This window comes from Arthrobacter sp. 05T45 (genome assembly GCF_056395875.1).
In genome coordinates this window covers 20,615-35,492 of sequence record NZ_JBFTKI010000025.1, presented here as the reverse complement: position 1 = coordinate 35,492, position 14,878 = coordinate 20,615, and the positions used below count along the sequence as shown (strand labels likewise).

General features: G+C 70.7%; 13 protein-coding genes, 1 tRNA gene and 1 riboswitch. Of the genes, 8 read left to right on the top strand and 6 right to left on the bottom strand.

Features of this window, described 5'->3' with window-relative positions; translation table 11 throughout:
- Positions 1-280: 280 nt before the first annotated feature.
- A tRNA-Ser gene (locus tag AC1DGD_RS18445) sits at positions 281-367 on the bottom strand.
- A 127-nt stretch (positions 368-494) separates the two neighbouring features.
- Between AC1DGD_RS18445 and AC1DGD_RS18440 the strand changes: the two genes are divergently transcribed.
- Genes AC1DGD_RS18440 through AC1DGD_RS18425 form a run of 4 tightly spaced genes read left to right on the top strand, consistent with a single transcriptional unit; the run spans position 495 to position 4,585 of the window.
- Positions 495-1,556: a zinc-dependent alcohol dehydrogenase gene (locus AC1DGD_RS18440; RefSeq protein ID WP_476857773.1), complete on the top strand. Its 1,062-nt coding sequence runs from the start codon at positions 495-497 to the stop codon at positions 1,554-1,556.
- Positions 1,557-1,559: 3 nt separating this feature from the next.
- Positions 1,560-1,958, top strand: coding sequence for a 6-pyruvoyl trahydropterin synthase family protein (locus AC1DGD_RS18435; RefSeq protein WP_476857772.1), 399 nt, complete (start codon positions 1,560-1,562; stop codon positions 1,956-1,958).
- A 9-nt stretch (positions 1,959-1,967) separates the two neighbouring features.
- Positions 1,968-3,218, top strand: a complete 1,251-nt coding sequence (locus AC1DGD_RS18430; RefSeq protein WP_476857771.1) for a glycosyltransferase — start codon at positions 1,968-1,970, stop codon at positions 3,216-3,218.
- Positions 3,219-3,253: 35 nt separating this feature from the next.
- Positions 3,254-4,585 carry a DNA glycosylase AlkZ-like family protein gene (locus tag AC1DGD_RS18425; RefSeq protein WP_476857770.1) on the top strand — a complete coding sequence of 444 codons (1,332 nt, stop codon included), beginning with the start codon at positions 3,254-3,256 and terminating at the stop codon, positions 4,583-4,585.
- 10 nt (positions 4,586-4,595) lie between these two features.
- Here the strand turns inward: AC1DGD_RS18425 and AC1DGD_RS18420 are convergent, their stop codons facing one another.
- Positions 4,596-5,096, bottom strand: coding sequence for a nucleoside deaminase (locus tag AC1DGD_RS18420; protein WP_230008679.1), 501 nt, complete (start codon positions 5,094-5,096; stop codon positions 4,596-4,598).
- Positions 5,097-5,185: 89 nt separating this feature from the next.
- On the opposite strand from AC1DGD_RS18420, the gene AC1DGD_RS18415 reads away from it, so the two are divergent.
- From AC1DGD_RS18415 to AC1DGD_RS18400, 4 genes are all read left to right on the top strand, one after another.
- Positions 5,186-6,040, top strand: coding sequence for a phosphatase PAP2 family protein (locus tag AC1DGD_RS18415; protein WP_230008678.1), 855 nt, complete (start codon positions 5,186-5,188; stop codon positions 6,038-6,040).
- Positions 6,041-6,052: 12 nt separating this feature from the next.
- Entirely contained in the window at positions 6,053-6,688 is a 636-nt protein-coding gene (upp, locus tag AC1DGD_RS18410; RefSeq protein WP_018774274.1) for a uracil phosphoribosyltransferase, read from the top strand.
- A 71-nt stretch (positions 6,689-6,759) separates the two neighbouring features.
- Complete coding sequence (locus AC1DGD_RS18405; RefSeq protein ID WP_026266579.1) at positions 6,760-7,137, top strand: glyoxalase superfamily protein; 378 nt, start codon at positions 6,760-6,762, stop codon at positions 7,135-7,137.
- Between the two features lie 54 nt (positions 7,138-7,191).
- On the top strand, positions 7,192-7,872 hold the full coding sequence (locus tag AC1DGD_RS18400; RefSeq protein ID WP_476857769.1) for an HAD-IA family hydrolase: 681 nt from the start codon (positions 7,192-7,194) through the stop codon (positions 7,870-7,872).
- Between the two features lie 54 nt (positions 7,873-7,926).
- Here the strand turns inward: AC1DGD_RS18400 and AC1DGD_RS18395 are convergent, their stop codons facing one another.
- From AC1DGD_RS18395 to AC1DGD_RS18380, 4 genes are all read right to left on the bottom strand, one after another.
- Entirely contained in the window at positions 7,927-10,008 is a 2,082-nt protein-coding gene (locus AC1DGD_RS18395) for an ArnT family glycosyltransferase (protein ID WP_476857768.1), read from the bottom strand.
- A gap of 6 nt (positions 10,009-10,014) precedes the next feature.
- Positions 10,015-12,102: a glycosyltransferase family 39 protein gene (locus tag AC1DGD_RS18390; RefSeq protein ID WP_476857767.1), complete on the bottom strand. Its 2,088-nt coding sequence runs from the start codon at positions 12,100-12,102 to the stop codon at positions 10,015-10,017.
- On the bottom strand, positions 12,103-13,536 hold the full coding sequence (locus AC1DGD_RS18385; protein WP_476857766.1) for a bifunctional glycosyltransferase family 2/GtrA family protein: 1,434 nt from the start codon (positions 13,534-13,536) through the stop codon (positions 12,103-12,105).
- Between the two features lie 161 nt (positions 13,537-13,697).
- The gene (locus tag AC1DGD_RS18380) at positions 13,698-14,537 is read right to left on the bottom strand and encodes an aggregation-promoting factor C-terminal-like domain-containing protein (protein WP_476857765.1); all 840 of its coding nucleotides are present in this window, start codon (positions 14,535-14,537) and stop codon (positions 13,698-13,700) included.
- Positions 14,537-14,696, bottom strand: a riboswitch (cyclic di-AMP (ydaO/yuaA leader). Its footprint overlaps the gene before it by 1 nt.
- Positions 14,697-14,878: the final 182 nt, after the last annotated feature.

The window sequence follows — 14,878 nt, the reverse complement described above, 5'->3', positions numbered from 1 at the left end:
TCTCCATGTGCGACGTAATATTCTGGCCGCGCAGTTGAGGGCCGCCCTGGATGAGGCACGCGGCCGGCCGACGCCCGAGGCCGTAAAGCGACTGGCCCGGAGAAAGCTTCCGTCACTCGGGTAGAGACGCAGGATGCCGCCCCGGTACCCTCGGCCACGCCCCGTGGCGCGTGCGGCAGTACCTCGATGTGGGAGCGATTCTTCGAAATATGCACCAAAAGTGCACCACGAAGCGGCTGAGAATGCAGAAAACCCCCGGTTTCCCGGGGGTTTTCCTTCGCGGTGACGGTGGGATTTGAACCCACGTTGGCTTTTACACCAAACAACATTTCGAGTGTTGCACCTTCGGCCGCTCGGACACGTCACCAACCTGACTAGGGTACCGGAGCAAGGCGCCCATCCACAAAACGAGCCCCAACGGCACCCGCCCGCCGACTCGCCGGAACCCGGCACCCTTCCCCGCGAACAGCCCGGGCACTAGATTCGTAAGCACAATGACGACTTCTGAACAGCACGCCACGGCCACCGCCTATTGGACCGTCGGCCCCGAACAAGGCGAGCTCCGCAGGGAGGACCTGCCCGCCCCCGGCCCCGGGGAGGCGTTGGTCCGGACTCTGTATTCGGGCATCAGCAAGGGCACCGAACTGGTAGTCCACCACGCGAGCGTCCCGGAGTGCGTCGCCAACGCGATGGCCGCCCCCAACCAGGAGGGGTCCTTCCCGTACCCGGTGAAGTTCGGCTACCTCACCGTGGGGGTGGTCGAGGACGGACCGGAGGGCTGGGCCGGGAAGACCGTATTCTGCCTCTATCCGCACCAGGACCGCTTCATCGTCCCGGTCGAAGCCCTCACCATCATTCCCGACGGCGTCCCGGCCCGCCGCGCGGTGCTCACCGGCACCGTGGAAACCGCGATCAACGGCCTCTGGGAGGCCGGACCCCGCCTGGGCGACAGGGTTGCCGTGATTGGGGCCGGACTGGTCGGCGGCATGGTGGCCAAGCTCCTGGCCGGGTTTCCGCTCGCGCGACTGCAACTGATCGACGTCGACCCCGCCAAAAGAGCGTTCGCGGACGCACTCGGCGTCGACTTCAGCCACCCCGACGACGCCCTCCCGGACTGCGACATCGTGATCCACTGCTCGGCCTCGCAGGAAGGACTGCAACGAAGCCTGCAGCTGGTGGGCGACGACGGCGACATCATCGAAATGTCCTGGTACGCCGACCGGAAAATCTCCCTCCCACTGGGGGAGGACTTCCACGCCCGCCGTCTGTCCATCCGCGCCAGCCAGGTGGGGATGGTGGCCCGCGCCCGCCGGCACCGCCGCACCAACGCCGAGCGTCTCGCACTCGCCGTGTCCCTGCTGCAGGATCCGGTCTTCGATGTCTTCCTGACCGGCTCCTCGACCTTCGCAGAGCTCCCCGGCGTCGTCCAGCGCCTCGCCGACGGCAACCTGGACGCCCTGTGCCACGTCATCGAATACCCGTCCTGGGACGCTCCATCCGCCGACCAGCCCACCGAGTTCAAATCCGCCGACCAGCCCACCGAAGCCACGAGGTAGCCCGTGTTTAGTCTGACCGTCCGTCGCAACTTCATGATCGCCCACAGCCTTCCGCGCGAGGTCTTCGGCCCGGCCCAGGGCCTGCACGGGGCCACGTTCGTCACGGAGGTGACCTTCCGCCGTCGTGAGCTCAATGACGACGCGATTGTGCTGGACATCGGCGCGGCAGGGGACGCGGTGGACGAGATCCTGGACGAGCTGAACTACAAGAACCTCGACGAGCACCCGGACTTCTCCGGCAAGCTGAGTACCACCGAAGCCCTCGCCCGGTACATCGCCGACGCCGTCGCCGCCCAGATCCGCGTCGGCAACGACGGGCGCGACCTCGCCGGGCTGGACGTCACCCTGCGCGAGACCCCCGATGCCTGGGCCAGCTACTCGCTGGACTTCGACGTCCGCTAGGCGCCGCAGATGCCGCCGGCCAGCCCCCACATCCGTCTTGTGGTGCCCGGCAACGTCCGGCACAACTCCGGTGGCAACGTCTACAACGCGGCGCTCGCCGCCGAACTGGCGGCCCTCGGTGCCGCGGTGGAAACCTGCCCGCTCGACGGCGACTGGCCGGGAGGCAGCGCGGCGGACCGGCGGCGCCTGGCCACGCTGCTGCACGCCGGGCCCGACGGCGGCCCGGCCGGGGGCGGCGGCGCTGCAACTGCCGGCGCCGCAACCTGGGGCACGGTGACGGTGGTCGACAGCCTCCTCGCCTGCGGTGCGCCCGACGAGCTGGAAGCGGCTGCTGCGGCCGGGGTCCGGGTCTGGATCCTGCTGCACATGCCCCTGCCGGACCACGCGGAGCGCGAACGCAGGGCCCTGCGGGCCGCTGCCGGCGTCATCTGCACGAGCGGTTCGGCCGCGGCGGGCATCCGCGCCCGCCACGGCCTCGACGGCCTCCGGGTGGCCCTGCCCGGGACCGCCCCCGCGCCGCTCGCGTCCGGCAGCCTGTCAACCGGCGCTCGGCACCTCATCGCCGTGGCGGCCCTGCTGCCGAACAAGGACCAGTCGCTCCTGCTGGACGCGCTCGCCCGGCTCACGGATGTGCCCTGGACGGCGTCCCTCATCGGCTCGGACACCGCCGATCCGGCCTACGCCGCGCAGCTCCGGAACTCCGTGGAACGCCTGGGCCTGGCCGGGAGGGTCCGTATCCCGGGCGAGCTCCGGGGCCCGGCACTGGATGCTGAGTGGGATGCGGCCGATCTCAGCCTGCTGATCTCCCGGGCCGAAACCTACGGCCTGGTGGTCACCGAATCGCTGGCCCGCGGCATTCCCGTGGTGGTGCGCGAGGGCACCGGAGCCGTCGAGGCGCTCGCCGCCGGCACCCGGCCCGGGCCGCCGGCGGCCAGCAGTCCGACGCCGGACAGCCCGCCGGACTTTCCGGCGCCCGGGTTGCCGGGCGCCGCCGTCGGGCTCGGAACGGACCCCGCTCCGCTGGCGGACCTGCTCCGCCGCTGGCTGGACGACCCCGGCCTCAGGGACCGCTGGCGGGAGGCGGCAGCGGCCGCCCGGGGCCGGTTGCCCGGCTGGGACGCCACCGCCCGGACCGTTCTGGGCTTCCTGTCGACGGAACCGACGGAACCCACGGAACCTACCGAAACCGCGGAAACCGGGGAACTCGGTGAAACAGAGGCACCCAGAAACCAGACGGCGCGGGTTGATACGGCTTCTTGATACCGCTGACAGAGAAGCTGTTGGAGAATGAGCCCATGAGCACCCACCCTGTCGCCACGCAATCGCCGTCGGTAGAAAAGCCCGTCAACCTGCCGGAGCCGCAGAGCCTGACCCCGGAGCGGCTCCGGGCATGGTCCTGGCACCGGCAGGGCCTGGATGGCTCGCTGGCTGGCTGCACGGCGGAGCAGGTCCTTGCCCGGGCAGGCTGGGCCCGGTCCGTGGGCGGCGCCAACCCCTACCTCACGCTCTTTGCCCGCGCCGGGATCCGCCGCGACGAGGTGGACGCCGACGTCCTCGCCCACCGGATCCTGGAACTTCCGGCCGCCCGCGGCTGCACGTACGTCCTGGGCCGGGAAGACTTCGCCTGGGCGCTTCAGCTGGGCCGGGACGCGGCCGAGTCCGCGTTCAAGGTGGTCGGCCGGCTCGGCGTGGACCGCGGCGAGATCACGTTGCTGGAAGAGCAGGTGCTGCACACCCTCGCCGAGGCGGAGGGGCCCATGGACCCGCGGCAACTCAAGGACGAGCTCGGCGATTCAGTGCGCAACCTTGGCGAGGAAGGCAAGAAGAAGGGCGCCACCACCACGCTGCCCACCGCCCTGGGGATCCTGCAGTCGGACGGCCGGATCCGCCGGGTCCCGGCGAACGGGCGCCTGGACCAGCAGCGCTACGCCTACCAGCCGTGGGGCCTGCCGCCCAGCGATCTTGACGACGAGGATGCGCGCACTGAGCTGATCCGCCGCTACCTGGGCTGGACCGGCGGGGCCACCTTCAAACAGTCGCAATGGTTTACGGGGTTCACCGTGGCGCAAAGCAAGGCGGCCCTCGCCGCCGTCGGCGCCGTCGAGGTGCCCACCGCCTTGTCCACAGCAATGGCCGGGTCACATGCCGCCGGCGGCGGGGACCCGCTGTGGATGCTGCCCGAGGACCTCGGCAGCCTCGCCGCCTTCGAGGAGCCGGCGGGGGAACAGATCCAGCTGCTGGCAGGAACGGATTCCCTGTTCCTGCTGCGCCGCAACGCGGCGGACCTGCTGGCCGAGGAGGACCTGCACAAGCCGGCACTGGGGTCGCTCGCGCTGCAGGCGGATCTCCCGGACCACCCGATCCTGGACCGCGGCCTGATCATCGGACTCTGGCAGTACGATCCGGCCCAGGAACGGATCGTGCCCTGGCTGTTCCACGGCCCCACGCCCGCGGTGACGCAGCGGATCGCCGAGGTGGAAGCCTGGATCCGCGAGGACCTCGGTGATTTCCGGGCCTTCAGCCTGGACTCTCCGGCCTCCCGGCAGAAGCGGATCGATGGGCTCGCGGCTTCCGCGGCAGCCTCAGCGTCACCGGCTGGCGCGTCATCTGCCGGCGGCGCAGGCTAGCCGGAACGGATCAGGCGCGGTGCCCGGCGAAGAAGTCCCGCAGCAGCGCTGCGCACTCCTGCTCACGGACGCCTGCAACCACTTCCACCCAGTGGTTGAGCCGGCGCTCGCGGAGGATGTCGAACACGGAACCAGCGGCGCCGGCCTTCTCGTCCCAGGCACCGAACACCACCCGCGGAATCCTGGCGAGGACGATCGCTCCAGCGCACATCGCGCAGGGTTCCAGCGTCACCACCAGCGTGCAGTCCTCCAGCCGCCAGCCGTCGTCGCCCTTGCCCTCCAGGGCCCGGTGCGACCGCAACCGCGCGGCGGCCTCCCGGATGGCGACCATCTCGGCGTGGGCCGTCGGGTCTCCGAGGGCCTCGCGTTCGTTTCGCCCGGTGCCCAGCACCGAACCGTCCGGCCCGATCACGACGGCGCCGATCGGCACGTCTGCGGTGGCCAGGGCATTCCGGGCCTCAACCAGGGCAAGGCCCATCCACTGGGCATGGCGGGGCTCAGGGGCAGTCATGGGTCAATGATAGTTTCGATCCTAAGCATGCTGTGCAGCCCGGCTGCGCAGTCCACGGGTTCAAATAGTCAAATATTCGGGAGACGGCCGTGACCACCAGAACAGAGAACTGGCTGACGGAGCGCTGGGGCAAATGGGTGGTGCCCTACGCGGCGCTGTGGATCACCATGCTGATCGGCGGCGTGGTGGTGGTGATCCTGGCCCTGACGAGTGCCGAGGTCTACGACAACGTGGTGGACGACGCGGGCCTGGCGAACCTGGACAAGCCGGCGCTGGCGTTCATGGAGCAGCTTCGCAACCCCGGCCTCGACGCGTTCATCACGGGATTCACCAACATCGGCGGCGGCATCGGGATGCCCATCCTGGCAAGCATCCTCACGGCAGTGCTCATCTACACCTCCCGGTCGTGGCGGCCGCTGATCCTGATCGGCGGCGCAGCCGCGGTCTCCGTGACGGCCACGTCCCTGGGCAAGAAACTGATCGGCCGGACCCGCCCGGACCATGCCGACGCCGTGCCGCCCTACGAGAACTCGCCGTCGTTCCCGAGCGGCCACACGCTGAACACCACGGTGGTGATCGCGCTCGTGGTGTACCTGGCCTGCCTGCACATCAAGCGGACCGGCGCCCGGATCGCCCTGATCGCCGCTGGTGTGATCTTCATCGTCGCGATGGGCCTGAGCAGGGTCTACCTGGGCCATCACTGGATGACCGATGTGATCGTCGGGTGGGTCATTGGTCTGGCCTGGGTGGGGATCGTGATCCTGGCCCACCGGCTCTTCCACGTGCTCCGGCACCGCGAACACGCCGGCGACGCGCCGACTTTTGAGCATCCCGCCCACCTGCATGAAGGCGCCACCAAAGGCAGTGCCGTCGGCACTGCACAGGCAGGGACGAACGACGCCGATACCTCCGGCCCCGCGGGACGGTCTTCAGCATCCGGGTGATAGTTTTGACCCATGCGCACTCTCGTTGTGGACCACCCGCTGGTCGCCCATAAGCTCACCGTTCTGCGGGACAAGAACACCCCGTCCCCGGTCTTCCGCCAGCTCACCGAGGAGCTTGTCACGCTCCTCGCGTACGAAGCCACGCGTGACGTCCGCACCGAACCGGTGACCATCGAGACGCCCGTCAGCACCACCGTCGGCACCGCGTTCACCAAGCCCACCCCCCTGGTGGTCCCCATTCTCCGCGCCGGGCTCGGCATGCTCGAGGGCATGACCAAGCTGGTCCCCACCGCCGAGGTCGGCTTCCTGGGCATGGCCCGGGACGAAGAGACCTTGGACATCATCACCTACGCCGAGCGCCTCCCCGAGGACCTCACGGACCGGCAGATCTTCGTCCTCGATCCCATGCTGGCCACCGGCGGGACCCTGCGCGAGGCCATCAAGTTCCTCTTCAAGCGCGGTGCCTCCGACGTCACCTGCATCTGCCTGCTTGCCGCCCCGGAGGGCCTGGCCAAGCTGGAGGAAGAGCTGTCAGAGGCCAACGTGACGATCGTCCTGGCCTCAATCGACGAGAAGCTCAACGAGAAGTCCTACATCGTGCCCGGCCTGGGCGACGCCGGAGACCGCCTCTACGGCATCGCCGGCTAGGAGCGGCGCCGCCGAGGGGCAACACGGAGGATCCCTTCCGCGCCGCCGCGGACCGCGCTAGCCTGTGCGCCATGGATTGGAAACTTGAACTCGTGTTTGTGCCGGTGTCCGATGTGGACCGGGCCAAGGATTTCTACGTCAACAAGGTGGGCTTCAACGCCGACTACGACGAACGGCCCATGGAGGGCCTCCGGTTTGTCCAGCTGACACCGCCGGGCTCCGGCTGCTCGATTGCCATCGGCGAGGGCCTCAACGACGCCCCGCCCGGTACCGCACCGAGCCTGCAGCTTGTGGTCAGCGACATCCAGGCCGCGCACAAGCAGCTCAAGGACAACGGAGTGGACGTCAGCGACGTCGACGTCCAGGACTGGGGGCACTTTGTCCACTTCGCCGACCCCGACGGCAACAAGTGGGCAGTGCAGTACATCCCCCACCGGCCCAACGGCTGACCCGGCAGGCTCCGCGCGGCAGGCTGACCCGGGGCCATGCGGCAGGATGGAGGCATGAGCTCTGCATCCCGTTCCGGCACCACCACCCTGACCGCCCGCGCCGTCCTGTTCGATATGGACGGCACGCTGGTGGATTCCACCAGCATCGTGGAGCAGGTGTGGACCACGTTTGCGGCCCGCTACGGCCTGGACATCGGCGAGATCCTGCGCTCCTCCCATGGCGTCCAGGCCATGGACACCGTCCGCAGGTTTGCTCCGGCCGGTTCCGACATCCAGGCCCTCGCGGCCGAGCTCGGCCGGATGGAGCTGGCCGAGACCCGGGGCATTGTTCCGGTTCCAGGCGCGCCGGAGCTGCTGGCGAGCCTGCCGCCGGATGCCGTGGCGCTGGTGACGAGCGCGTCACGGGACCTGGCCGGGGTCCGGATGGCAGCCGCGGGGATCGGCGTCCCGGCCGTCTCGGTCACATCGGAGGACGTCATGCGGGGCAAGCCCCACCCTGAGGGATACCTCCGGGCGGCCTCCCTGCTGGGTGTCGCCCCGGCCGATGCGGTGGTGTTCGAGGACGCCCCGGCAGGCATTGCCGCGGGCATCGCCGCCGGCGTCCGGACCGTGGCGGTAGGGCCCAATGCCGGCGAACTGCCGGACGGTGTGCTGCACATTCCCGACTACTCCGGGGTGGCCGTGACCACACACATCACCGGCGCCGGCCTGCGCACCCTGTCCTTCACTTTCTAGCCCCCACCTTCCAGCCCCGCCGCCGCCCGGCCCGGACCTGACGGCGGCGCCCGCCTACCCGGCCAGCAGGTACACGCTGGTCCCGCCCACGGTCCGGGCGGTGAAGTTGTCCTGCACCCAGGCGGCAATCTGCGCGGCATCGTTGGCTCCGCTTTCGCCCTGCATCAGGCGCCCGGCAACGAAGTAGTGGATCCTGCCGTCGGCCACGTATTGCTGGAACTGCGCCAGGGTCGGTGCGGGATCCGTGCCGTTGAACCCGCCCACGGCCATCACCGGGAGCTGCGTCGCCAGTTGGTAGCCGGCAGCGTTGTTGGATCCGACGACGGCGGCGGCCCACGTGTAGGGCCCGGCATCTGTCTGCAGCGCGGCCACGAGCGCCGCCGACGGCGTGCTGGCCCCGAGCAGGCCGCCCATTCCGCCCGCCCCTGGTCCGCGGCCTGTGCCTGTGCCGTTGCCGTTCGCCGTCGTGGCACCGCCGAAGCCGCCTCCTGCCGCGCCGCCGAGGGCCGGCGGTATCCCGGCCCCGCCCCGTCCGGACACGGACGGCCCGGCGCTGACAATCGAGCCGCTGTGGGCCGTGGCCGCGGTGGACAGCGAGTAGGCCAGCGGACCGGCGAGGGCCGCGGCGACGGCGAGCGCCGCCGTCGTTCGCGCCACCGTCTTGGACGCCATCATCCCCGTCCCCTTCACCCCCGCGGCCCCCTTGGCGCCCGGGGCCGCGGCGGCCAGCACCAGGCCGGCGGCGGCGAGCGCGCCCAGCAGCGTCACCCAGCGCAGCCACGGCATGAACGCCGTGGTGCGGACCAGGAGTTCGGCGGCCATGGCTCCGGCCGCCACGATCGCCACCGCGAGGACGGCGGCGGCCGCGGGCTGGTTCCGCCGCTGCCAGAGCAGGACGCCGCCGAGCCCGGCGAGCCCTGCGATCCCGGGCGCCAGCGCCACCATGTAGTACGGGTGGATGATCCCGGCCATGAAGCTGAACGTCAGCCCGGTAACGGCAACCCAGGAGCCCCAGATGATCACCGAGGCCCGTACCGGGTCGGTGCGCGGTGCGCGGCGGCCCAGCCAGAGCAGCCCCGCTCCGAGCAGCAGCGCCGAGGGCAGCAGCCAGGCGATCTGGCCGCCGAACTCGCTGTTGAAGAGCCGGAACAGCCCGGGCGTGCCCCAGCCGTTGCTGCCGCCCACACTCCCGGTTTCATCCCCGTTCAGCCGGCCCAGGCCGTTGTAGCCCAGGGTCAGCTCCAGGATGGAGTTGTTCTGCGAGCCGCCAATGTACGGGCGGTCCGCCGCCGGAATGAGTTCGACCGCGGCCAGCCACCACCCGGCGGCGACGGCCATCGCCGCGCCCGCGCCGAGCAGGTGAAGAATGCGCCTGCCTGCCGCTGCCGGCGCCGCGAGCAGGTAGGCCACGGCGAAACCGGGGACAACCAGCAGGACCTGCAGCTGCTTGGTGAGGAACCCGAAGCCCAGCAGCACCCCGGCGAACAGCAGCCAGCGCACGCGCGCGTCCTGGATGGAGCGCAAGACGGCGTAGGCGGCCGCGGTCATCAATAACACCAGCAGGGCGTCGGGGTTGTTGAACCGGAACATCAGCACGGCCACCGGTGTCAGCGCCATGACCGCACCGGCGAGAAGCCCCGCTCGGTGGGCCAGACCGGCGTCGGCCGTGGCGGGGGCCGCGGCCCGGCGGACGGCCAGATAGACCAGCCAGACCGTGCCGACCCCCATGAGCGCCTGCGGCACCAGGACGCTCCAGGAGCTCAGCCCGAAGATCCGCACCGACAGGCCCATCACCCACAGCGACGCCGGCGGCTTGTCCACGGTGATGGCGTTGGCGGCGTCGGAGGAGCCAAAGAACCAGGCCGCCCAATCCTGCGACCCGGCCTGGGCCGCCGCGGAGTAGAACGCGTTTGCCCAGCCGGAGGCGCCCAGGTTCCACAGGTACAGCACGGCCGTGGCCAGCAGCAGCCCCGCCAGTTCCAGCCGCATCCGCAGGGCCGGGGCGCCAGGGACGGCTCGCGTGCCGCCGGCAGCCGGGGGCTCCAGTCGCCGACGGCGGTCCCGGGCTTGCGGCCGCGGCCGCCCCGGCGTGCGGGCCGGGGCCGTGTCGGGGCGGGGGCTCAGGGTGTCAGTCATGGCGGTCTACGCTCCCAGTTTGTAGACGGTGGCGTTGCCCACGGTCTGGGCCTGGTAGTTGGCCGCGACCCAGGTGGCGACCTCGGAGTTGCCTCCGCGGCCTCCGCCCATGCCGCCCATGCCGCCGGAAATGAAGTAGCCGATCTCGCCGCGGTCCACCATCGCCTGGAACTGTGCGAGCGTCGGGTAGGGGTCGCCGCCGTTCCAGCCGCCGAGCGCGATCACGCTGGTGCCGGTGGCGAGTTCCAGGCTCGCGGCCTGGGTGGCGCCGGAGACAATCGCGGACCACTTGGCGCCGGAGGACTTCAGCAGCGCGGTCAACTCCGCCGAGGATGTTTCCCCGCCGGGGCCGCCGCCCATTCCGGCACTGCCCGCGCCGTCAGTGCCCGCGCCGTCAGTGCCGGCGCCGTCAGTGCCGGCCCTGCCTGCCGCCCCGAAGCCGCCGCCCATCGCGGACGCGGTGGGGCCCGACGTGGGGATCGAACCGGAATGCGGCTGGGCGACGGTCGCCAGTGTCCACGCGGTGCTTCCGAGGCCGCCGGCAAGCAGGCAGAGGATCACGACGCCGGCCGTGGCGGCCTTGCGGAACCGCGCCGGGAGAGCCGCCATGCCGTCCACCCGCAGGAGCAGGGCCGCGGCGGCGAGCACGCCCGGGACCACGATGATCACCCTGAGCCCGGGAAGCCAGGACGGGTCGCGGCCCAGGAGCACGGCGGACCAGACCGAGGTGGCCAGCACCGTCACGGCCAGGACAACCCGGGCGGGCCAGTAGGCCCGGCCCCGCCACAGTTCCAGGGAACCGATGCCGGCCAGCGCCGCGATGGCGGGGGCCAGCGCCACGGCGTAGTACGGATGCACGGTGCCGCTCATGAAGCTGAAGATCCCCGCAGTGATGACCAGCCAGCCGCCCCACAGCAGGAGCGCCGCACGGGCTTTTGAGGTCCTGGCTTCGCGCCGGGTGAACCACAGCCCGGCGGCCAGCAGGATCAGGGCCGCCGGCAGCAGCCAGGACACCTCGCCGCCGAAGCTGGTCCCGAACATCCGGGTGATCCCGGCCGCGCCGCCGAAGCCGACGTTTCCGTTGCCGCCCGGGCCGCCGGCGTTGCCTCCCAGGTTTCCTCCGCCGGGCATGCCCCCGCCTGACCCGGTGATCCGGCCCAGGCCGTTGTAGCCGAACGTCAGTTCCAGGAAGCTGTTGGTCTCCGACCCTGCCATGTACGGCCGGACCGAGGCCGGGGTCAGCTGGAACAGCACAACGTAGCTGCCGGCCACGACGGCGATCCCGGCGGCGGCGGCCAGCAGGTGCAGGAGCCGGCGGCCGAGGGTGGTGGGCGCCGCCCACAGGTAGGCCAGGGCCAGCCCGGGAACGATCAGGAAGCCCTGCAGCATCTTGCTCAGGAACGCCAGGCCGATGACCGCGCCGGCCGCGGCGAGCCACTTCCAGCCGGCCTTCTCGATGGCGCGGGTGGTGAGGTAGGCCGCCAGCACCAGGCACAGGGTGAGCATCGCGTCCGGGTTGTTGAACCGGAACATGAGGGCGGCCACCGGGGTCAGCGCCAGGGCGCCGCCGGCGAGCAGGCCCGCGGCCGGCCCGGACACCCGCTTGATGGTCAGGTAGAGAAGCCCGACGGCGGCCACTCCCATGAGCGCCTGGGGAATGAGCATGCTCAGGGCCGAGAAACCAAAGATCCGTCCCGCGAGGGCGGGAATCCAGAGTGCGGCCGGGGGCTTGTCCACCGTGATGGCATTGCCGGCGTCGAGGGAGCCGAAGAGCAGCGCGGTCCAGTCCTTGGTCCCGGCCTGGATCGCCGCGGCATAGAAGGAGTTGGCGTAGCCGGTGGCCTCCAGATTCCACAGGTACAACGCCGCGGAGACCACCAGGAGCAGCGCTGCCGCGGGCCGCACCCAGCGGGGCTGCGGTCCGAACAGCAGCCGGTCCCGGCGGCCTTGGGCGGCCGGCGCCGGGGACGCGGGCAGATGGGGCGCCGTCCCGCCGTCTCCGGGAACCTGGTGTGGCTGTTCCTCGGCGGCCGGCAGCCTGCCGGCCGGGGAACCGCCCTGGGCTCCGGCGGTGGGACTGATGGTTGCCGTCATTTACTTGGCCTTTTCTGTGCGGGGGAGGGAAGGATCGGGGGCGCCGGGCGCCGGAACGGCAGCGGCGGGCCTGTGGCGGAAAACCACCAACCGGAAGAGCAGGAACTTCACGGCCGTGGCGGCCAGGTTGGCGGCGGTAACCGTGAGCAGTTCAAGCCAGCGTTCCGGGGCCGCTCCCGACGCGGCGTGAACGAGGGCGAGTGCGCCCGAGGTCAGGGCCAGCCCGATGCCGAAGACCAGCAGCCCCTCAAAATGGTGGCGAGCCGCCTGGCTGCCGCCCTGGATGCCGAACGTGAAGCGCCGGTTGGCCGCAGTGTTGGCCACGGCAGTGGTGAGTAAGGCGAGGAAGTTTGCCAGCTGCGGGTCCATGAACCCGCGGCAGAGCAGGAAAATCGCCAGGTAGGCCAGGGTGGAGGCCACCCCGATGCTGCCGAAGCGGACGAGCTGTCCGAAGAGGCTTCCGCCGGGGCTTTGTTCCTGTGCCCGCGAGGCGGCCGGCAGCGGTCCGCGGGCCAGGGCCGCGCGCAGGTCGGGAACCGGGATCCGGCCCGAGACCAGGTCCCGGCTCAACCGTGCCATGCCGCGCAAGTCCGCGAGGGCCGTCTGGACGATGTCCACGCTGGAATCCGGGTCGTCGGTCCAGTCCACCGGGACTTCGTGGACGCGCAGGCCGCACTTTTCTGCCAGGACCAGCAGCTCGGTGTCGAAGAACCAGGCGTTGTCCAGCGTGTGGGGAAGCAGTTGCCGGGCCACGTCCGCCCGGATCGCCTTGAAGCCGCACTGCGCGTCACTGAAGTGGGCGCCCATGAGGGCCTGGAGCAGGAAGTTGTAGCTGCGCGAGATGAATTCCCGTTTGGGTCCGCGGACCACGCGGGAGTTGCGGGTCAGCCGTGTCCCGATCGCCAGGTCGGAGTGCCCGGAAATGAGCGGGGCAAGGAGCGGGCCGAGGGCCGCCAGATCAGTGGAAAGATCCACATCCATGTACGCCAGGACCGGCGACGGCGAGGCCAGCCACACCTTGCGGAGTGCGTTTCCGCGGCCCTTTTCTGCCATATGGACCACCGTCACTTCGCGCAGCTCGCGGGCTACCCGTTCCGCGGCCTTGAGCGTTCCGTCGGTGCTGGCGTTGTCCGCCACGGTGATCCGGAAGGAATGCGGGAAGGCGCCGAGCAGGTACGCGTGGAGCCGGCGCAGGCAGGCCTCGAGGTCCCGTTCCTCGTTGAAGACCGGGATGGTGACGTCCAGCAGGGGCGTGCTGGCGCGCGTATCAATGGCCGTGCGCCGGCCGCCGGGGACGGTCAGGGCCCCGGCGATCGGGCCCGGGACGGGTGCGTCGGCCAGGGCAAGCCCCGAGGGTGCCCCTGGGGCCGCCGGGCCGGCCGGCGTCGCCGTGGAGCGGGGCAGGGTTCCTGTGGCCTGGTCTGTGAATGTCATGGCTCAACTTTCCCGGCGGCCCATATGAGGGCTTTAGGGTCAAGCTGTGCGGGGGCTGTGGAAGTCCGGGCCGCCGGGGCCGGTCCGGCCGTGGAGACGCAAAGAGGCCCCGGATCCATGCGGATCCGGGGCCTCCAGGGCGGGGGGCGGCTAGTGCCGGTTTAGTACCAGTTGTGTGCGTAGTGGAAGTTCAGGGCACCGCAGGGGGAACCGTAGCGCGACTTGACGTAGTTCAGGCCCCAGTTGATCTGGGTCCGGTAGTTGGTCATGTAATCGGCGCCGGCGCTCGCCATCTTCGAGGCGGGCAGGGACTGGACCACGCCGTAGGCGCCGCTGCTGGCGTTCGTGGCGGTGGTCTTCCAGTCGGATTCCTTGGTCCACAGCTTGTGCAGGCACTGCATCTGGCCGGATGCCCAGCCATAGCTTCCCAGCTGGGACGCGGCGTAGGCCTGCGCGCCGGCGGGGTCGTCGACTGCGACCGGCGCGGCTGCCGGTGCCGGTGCCGGAGCGGCTGCCGGTGCCGGAGCGGGGGCCGCCGCGGGAGCCGGAGCAGGTGCGGGGGCTGCCGCGGGGGCCGGAGCAGGTGCTGCCGCGGCTGCCGGTGCGGCAGCAGCGGGCGCGTGGATCAGCGCTTCGGCTGCCCTAACCTCCGAGATCTGGGGAGCCACGTTCTTTTCCGTGGCAGCGGTCGGCCCAGCCACCTGGACCCGCTCGAAGTTGAGCTTGGCCAGCGGGTCAGCCATCGTGGCCGTCTGGCTCGCAACGTTCGCCGTGTGGGCGCCCGGCTCTGCCGCCTGGCTCGCGGCGCCGCCACCCAGCAGCAGCGCGCACGCGGCGGTGACGACGGCGGCACGGCGGCCGGTTACACCGAGCCCGGCGGCGAACCGCGACAGGGCGGATGCCTGCTTGACCGGTTCGGCGCGGTGGCGCGACTTGGCGGCGCCAACTGAGCGGGAATGCGAACCGCCGTCAGGGCGTGTTTGTACCTGGAATTCAGTCATGGTGGCCTCTCAACGCCGGCGGAGTTAGCTGTCGGGTTCGGATGAGGTCATCCGGCCGCACGGAACATCACGTGTCGGCTTCACCCCGAGGGCGCATGAAAGCAGATTGCCCGGGAACTCTGGGTCCCCCGCCTCTGCCTGGTCCAGCGGAATCCGGGAAGCGGCAGAGTTTGGCGTCCGTCCGGATATGCGGCACCGATGGCGGCGCACGCTAACGACGCTACAGGACCCGGCTGCTTAAGTCACATTTTGGTAACAGGAGTCACAGTGCCGGGGTGTCGGGTTGCGCCGGGCTCGCCGGTCGACCTTCCGGGCCGTTTGCGCCGACGGCGGCCGTTCCG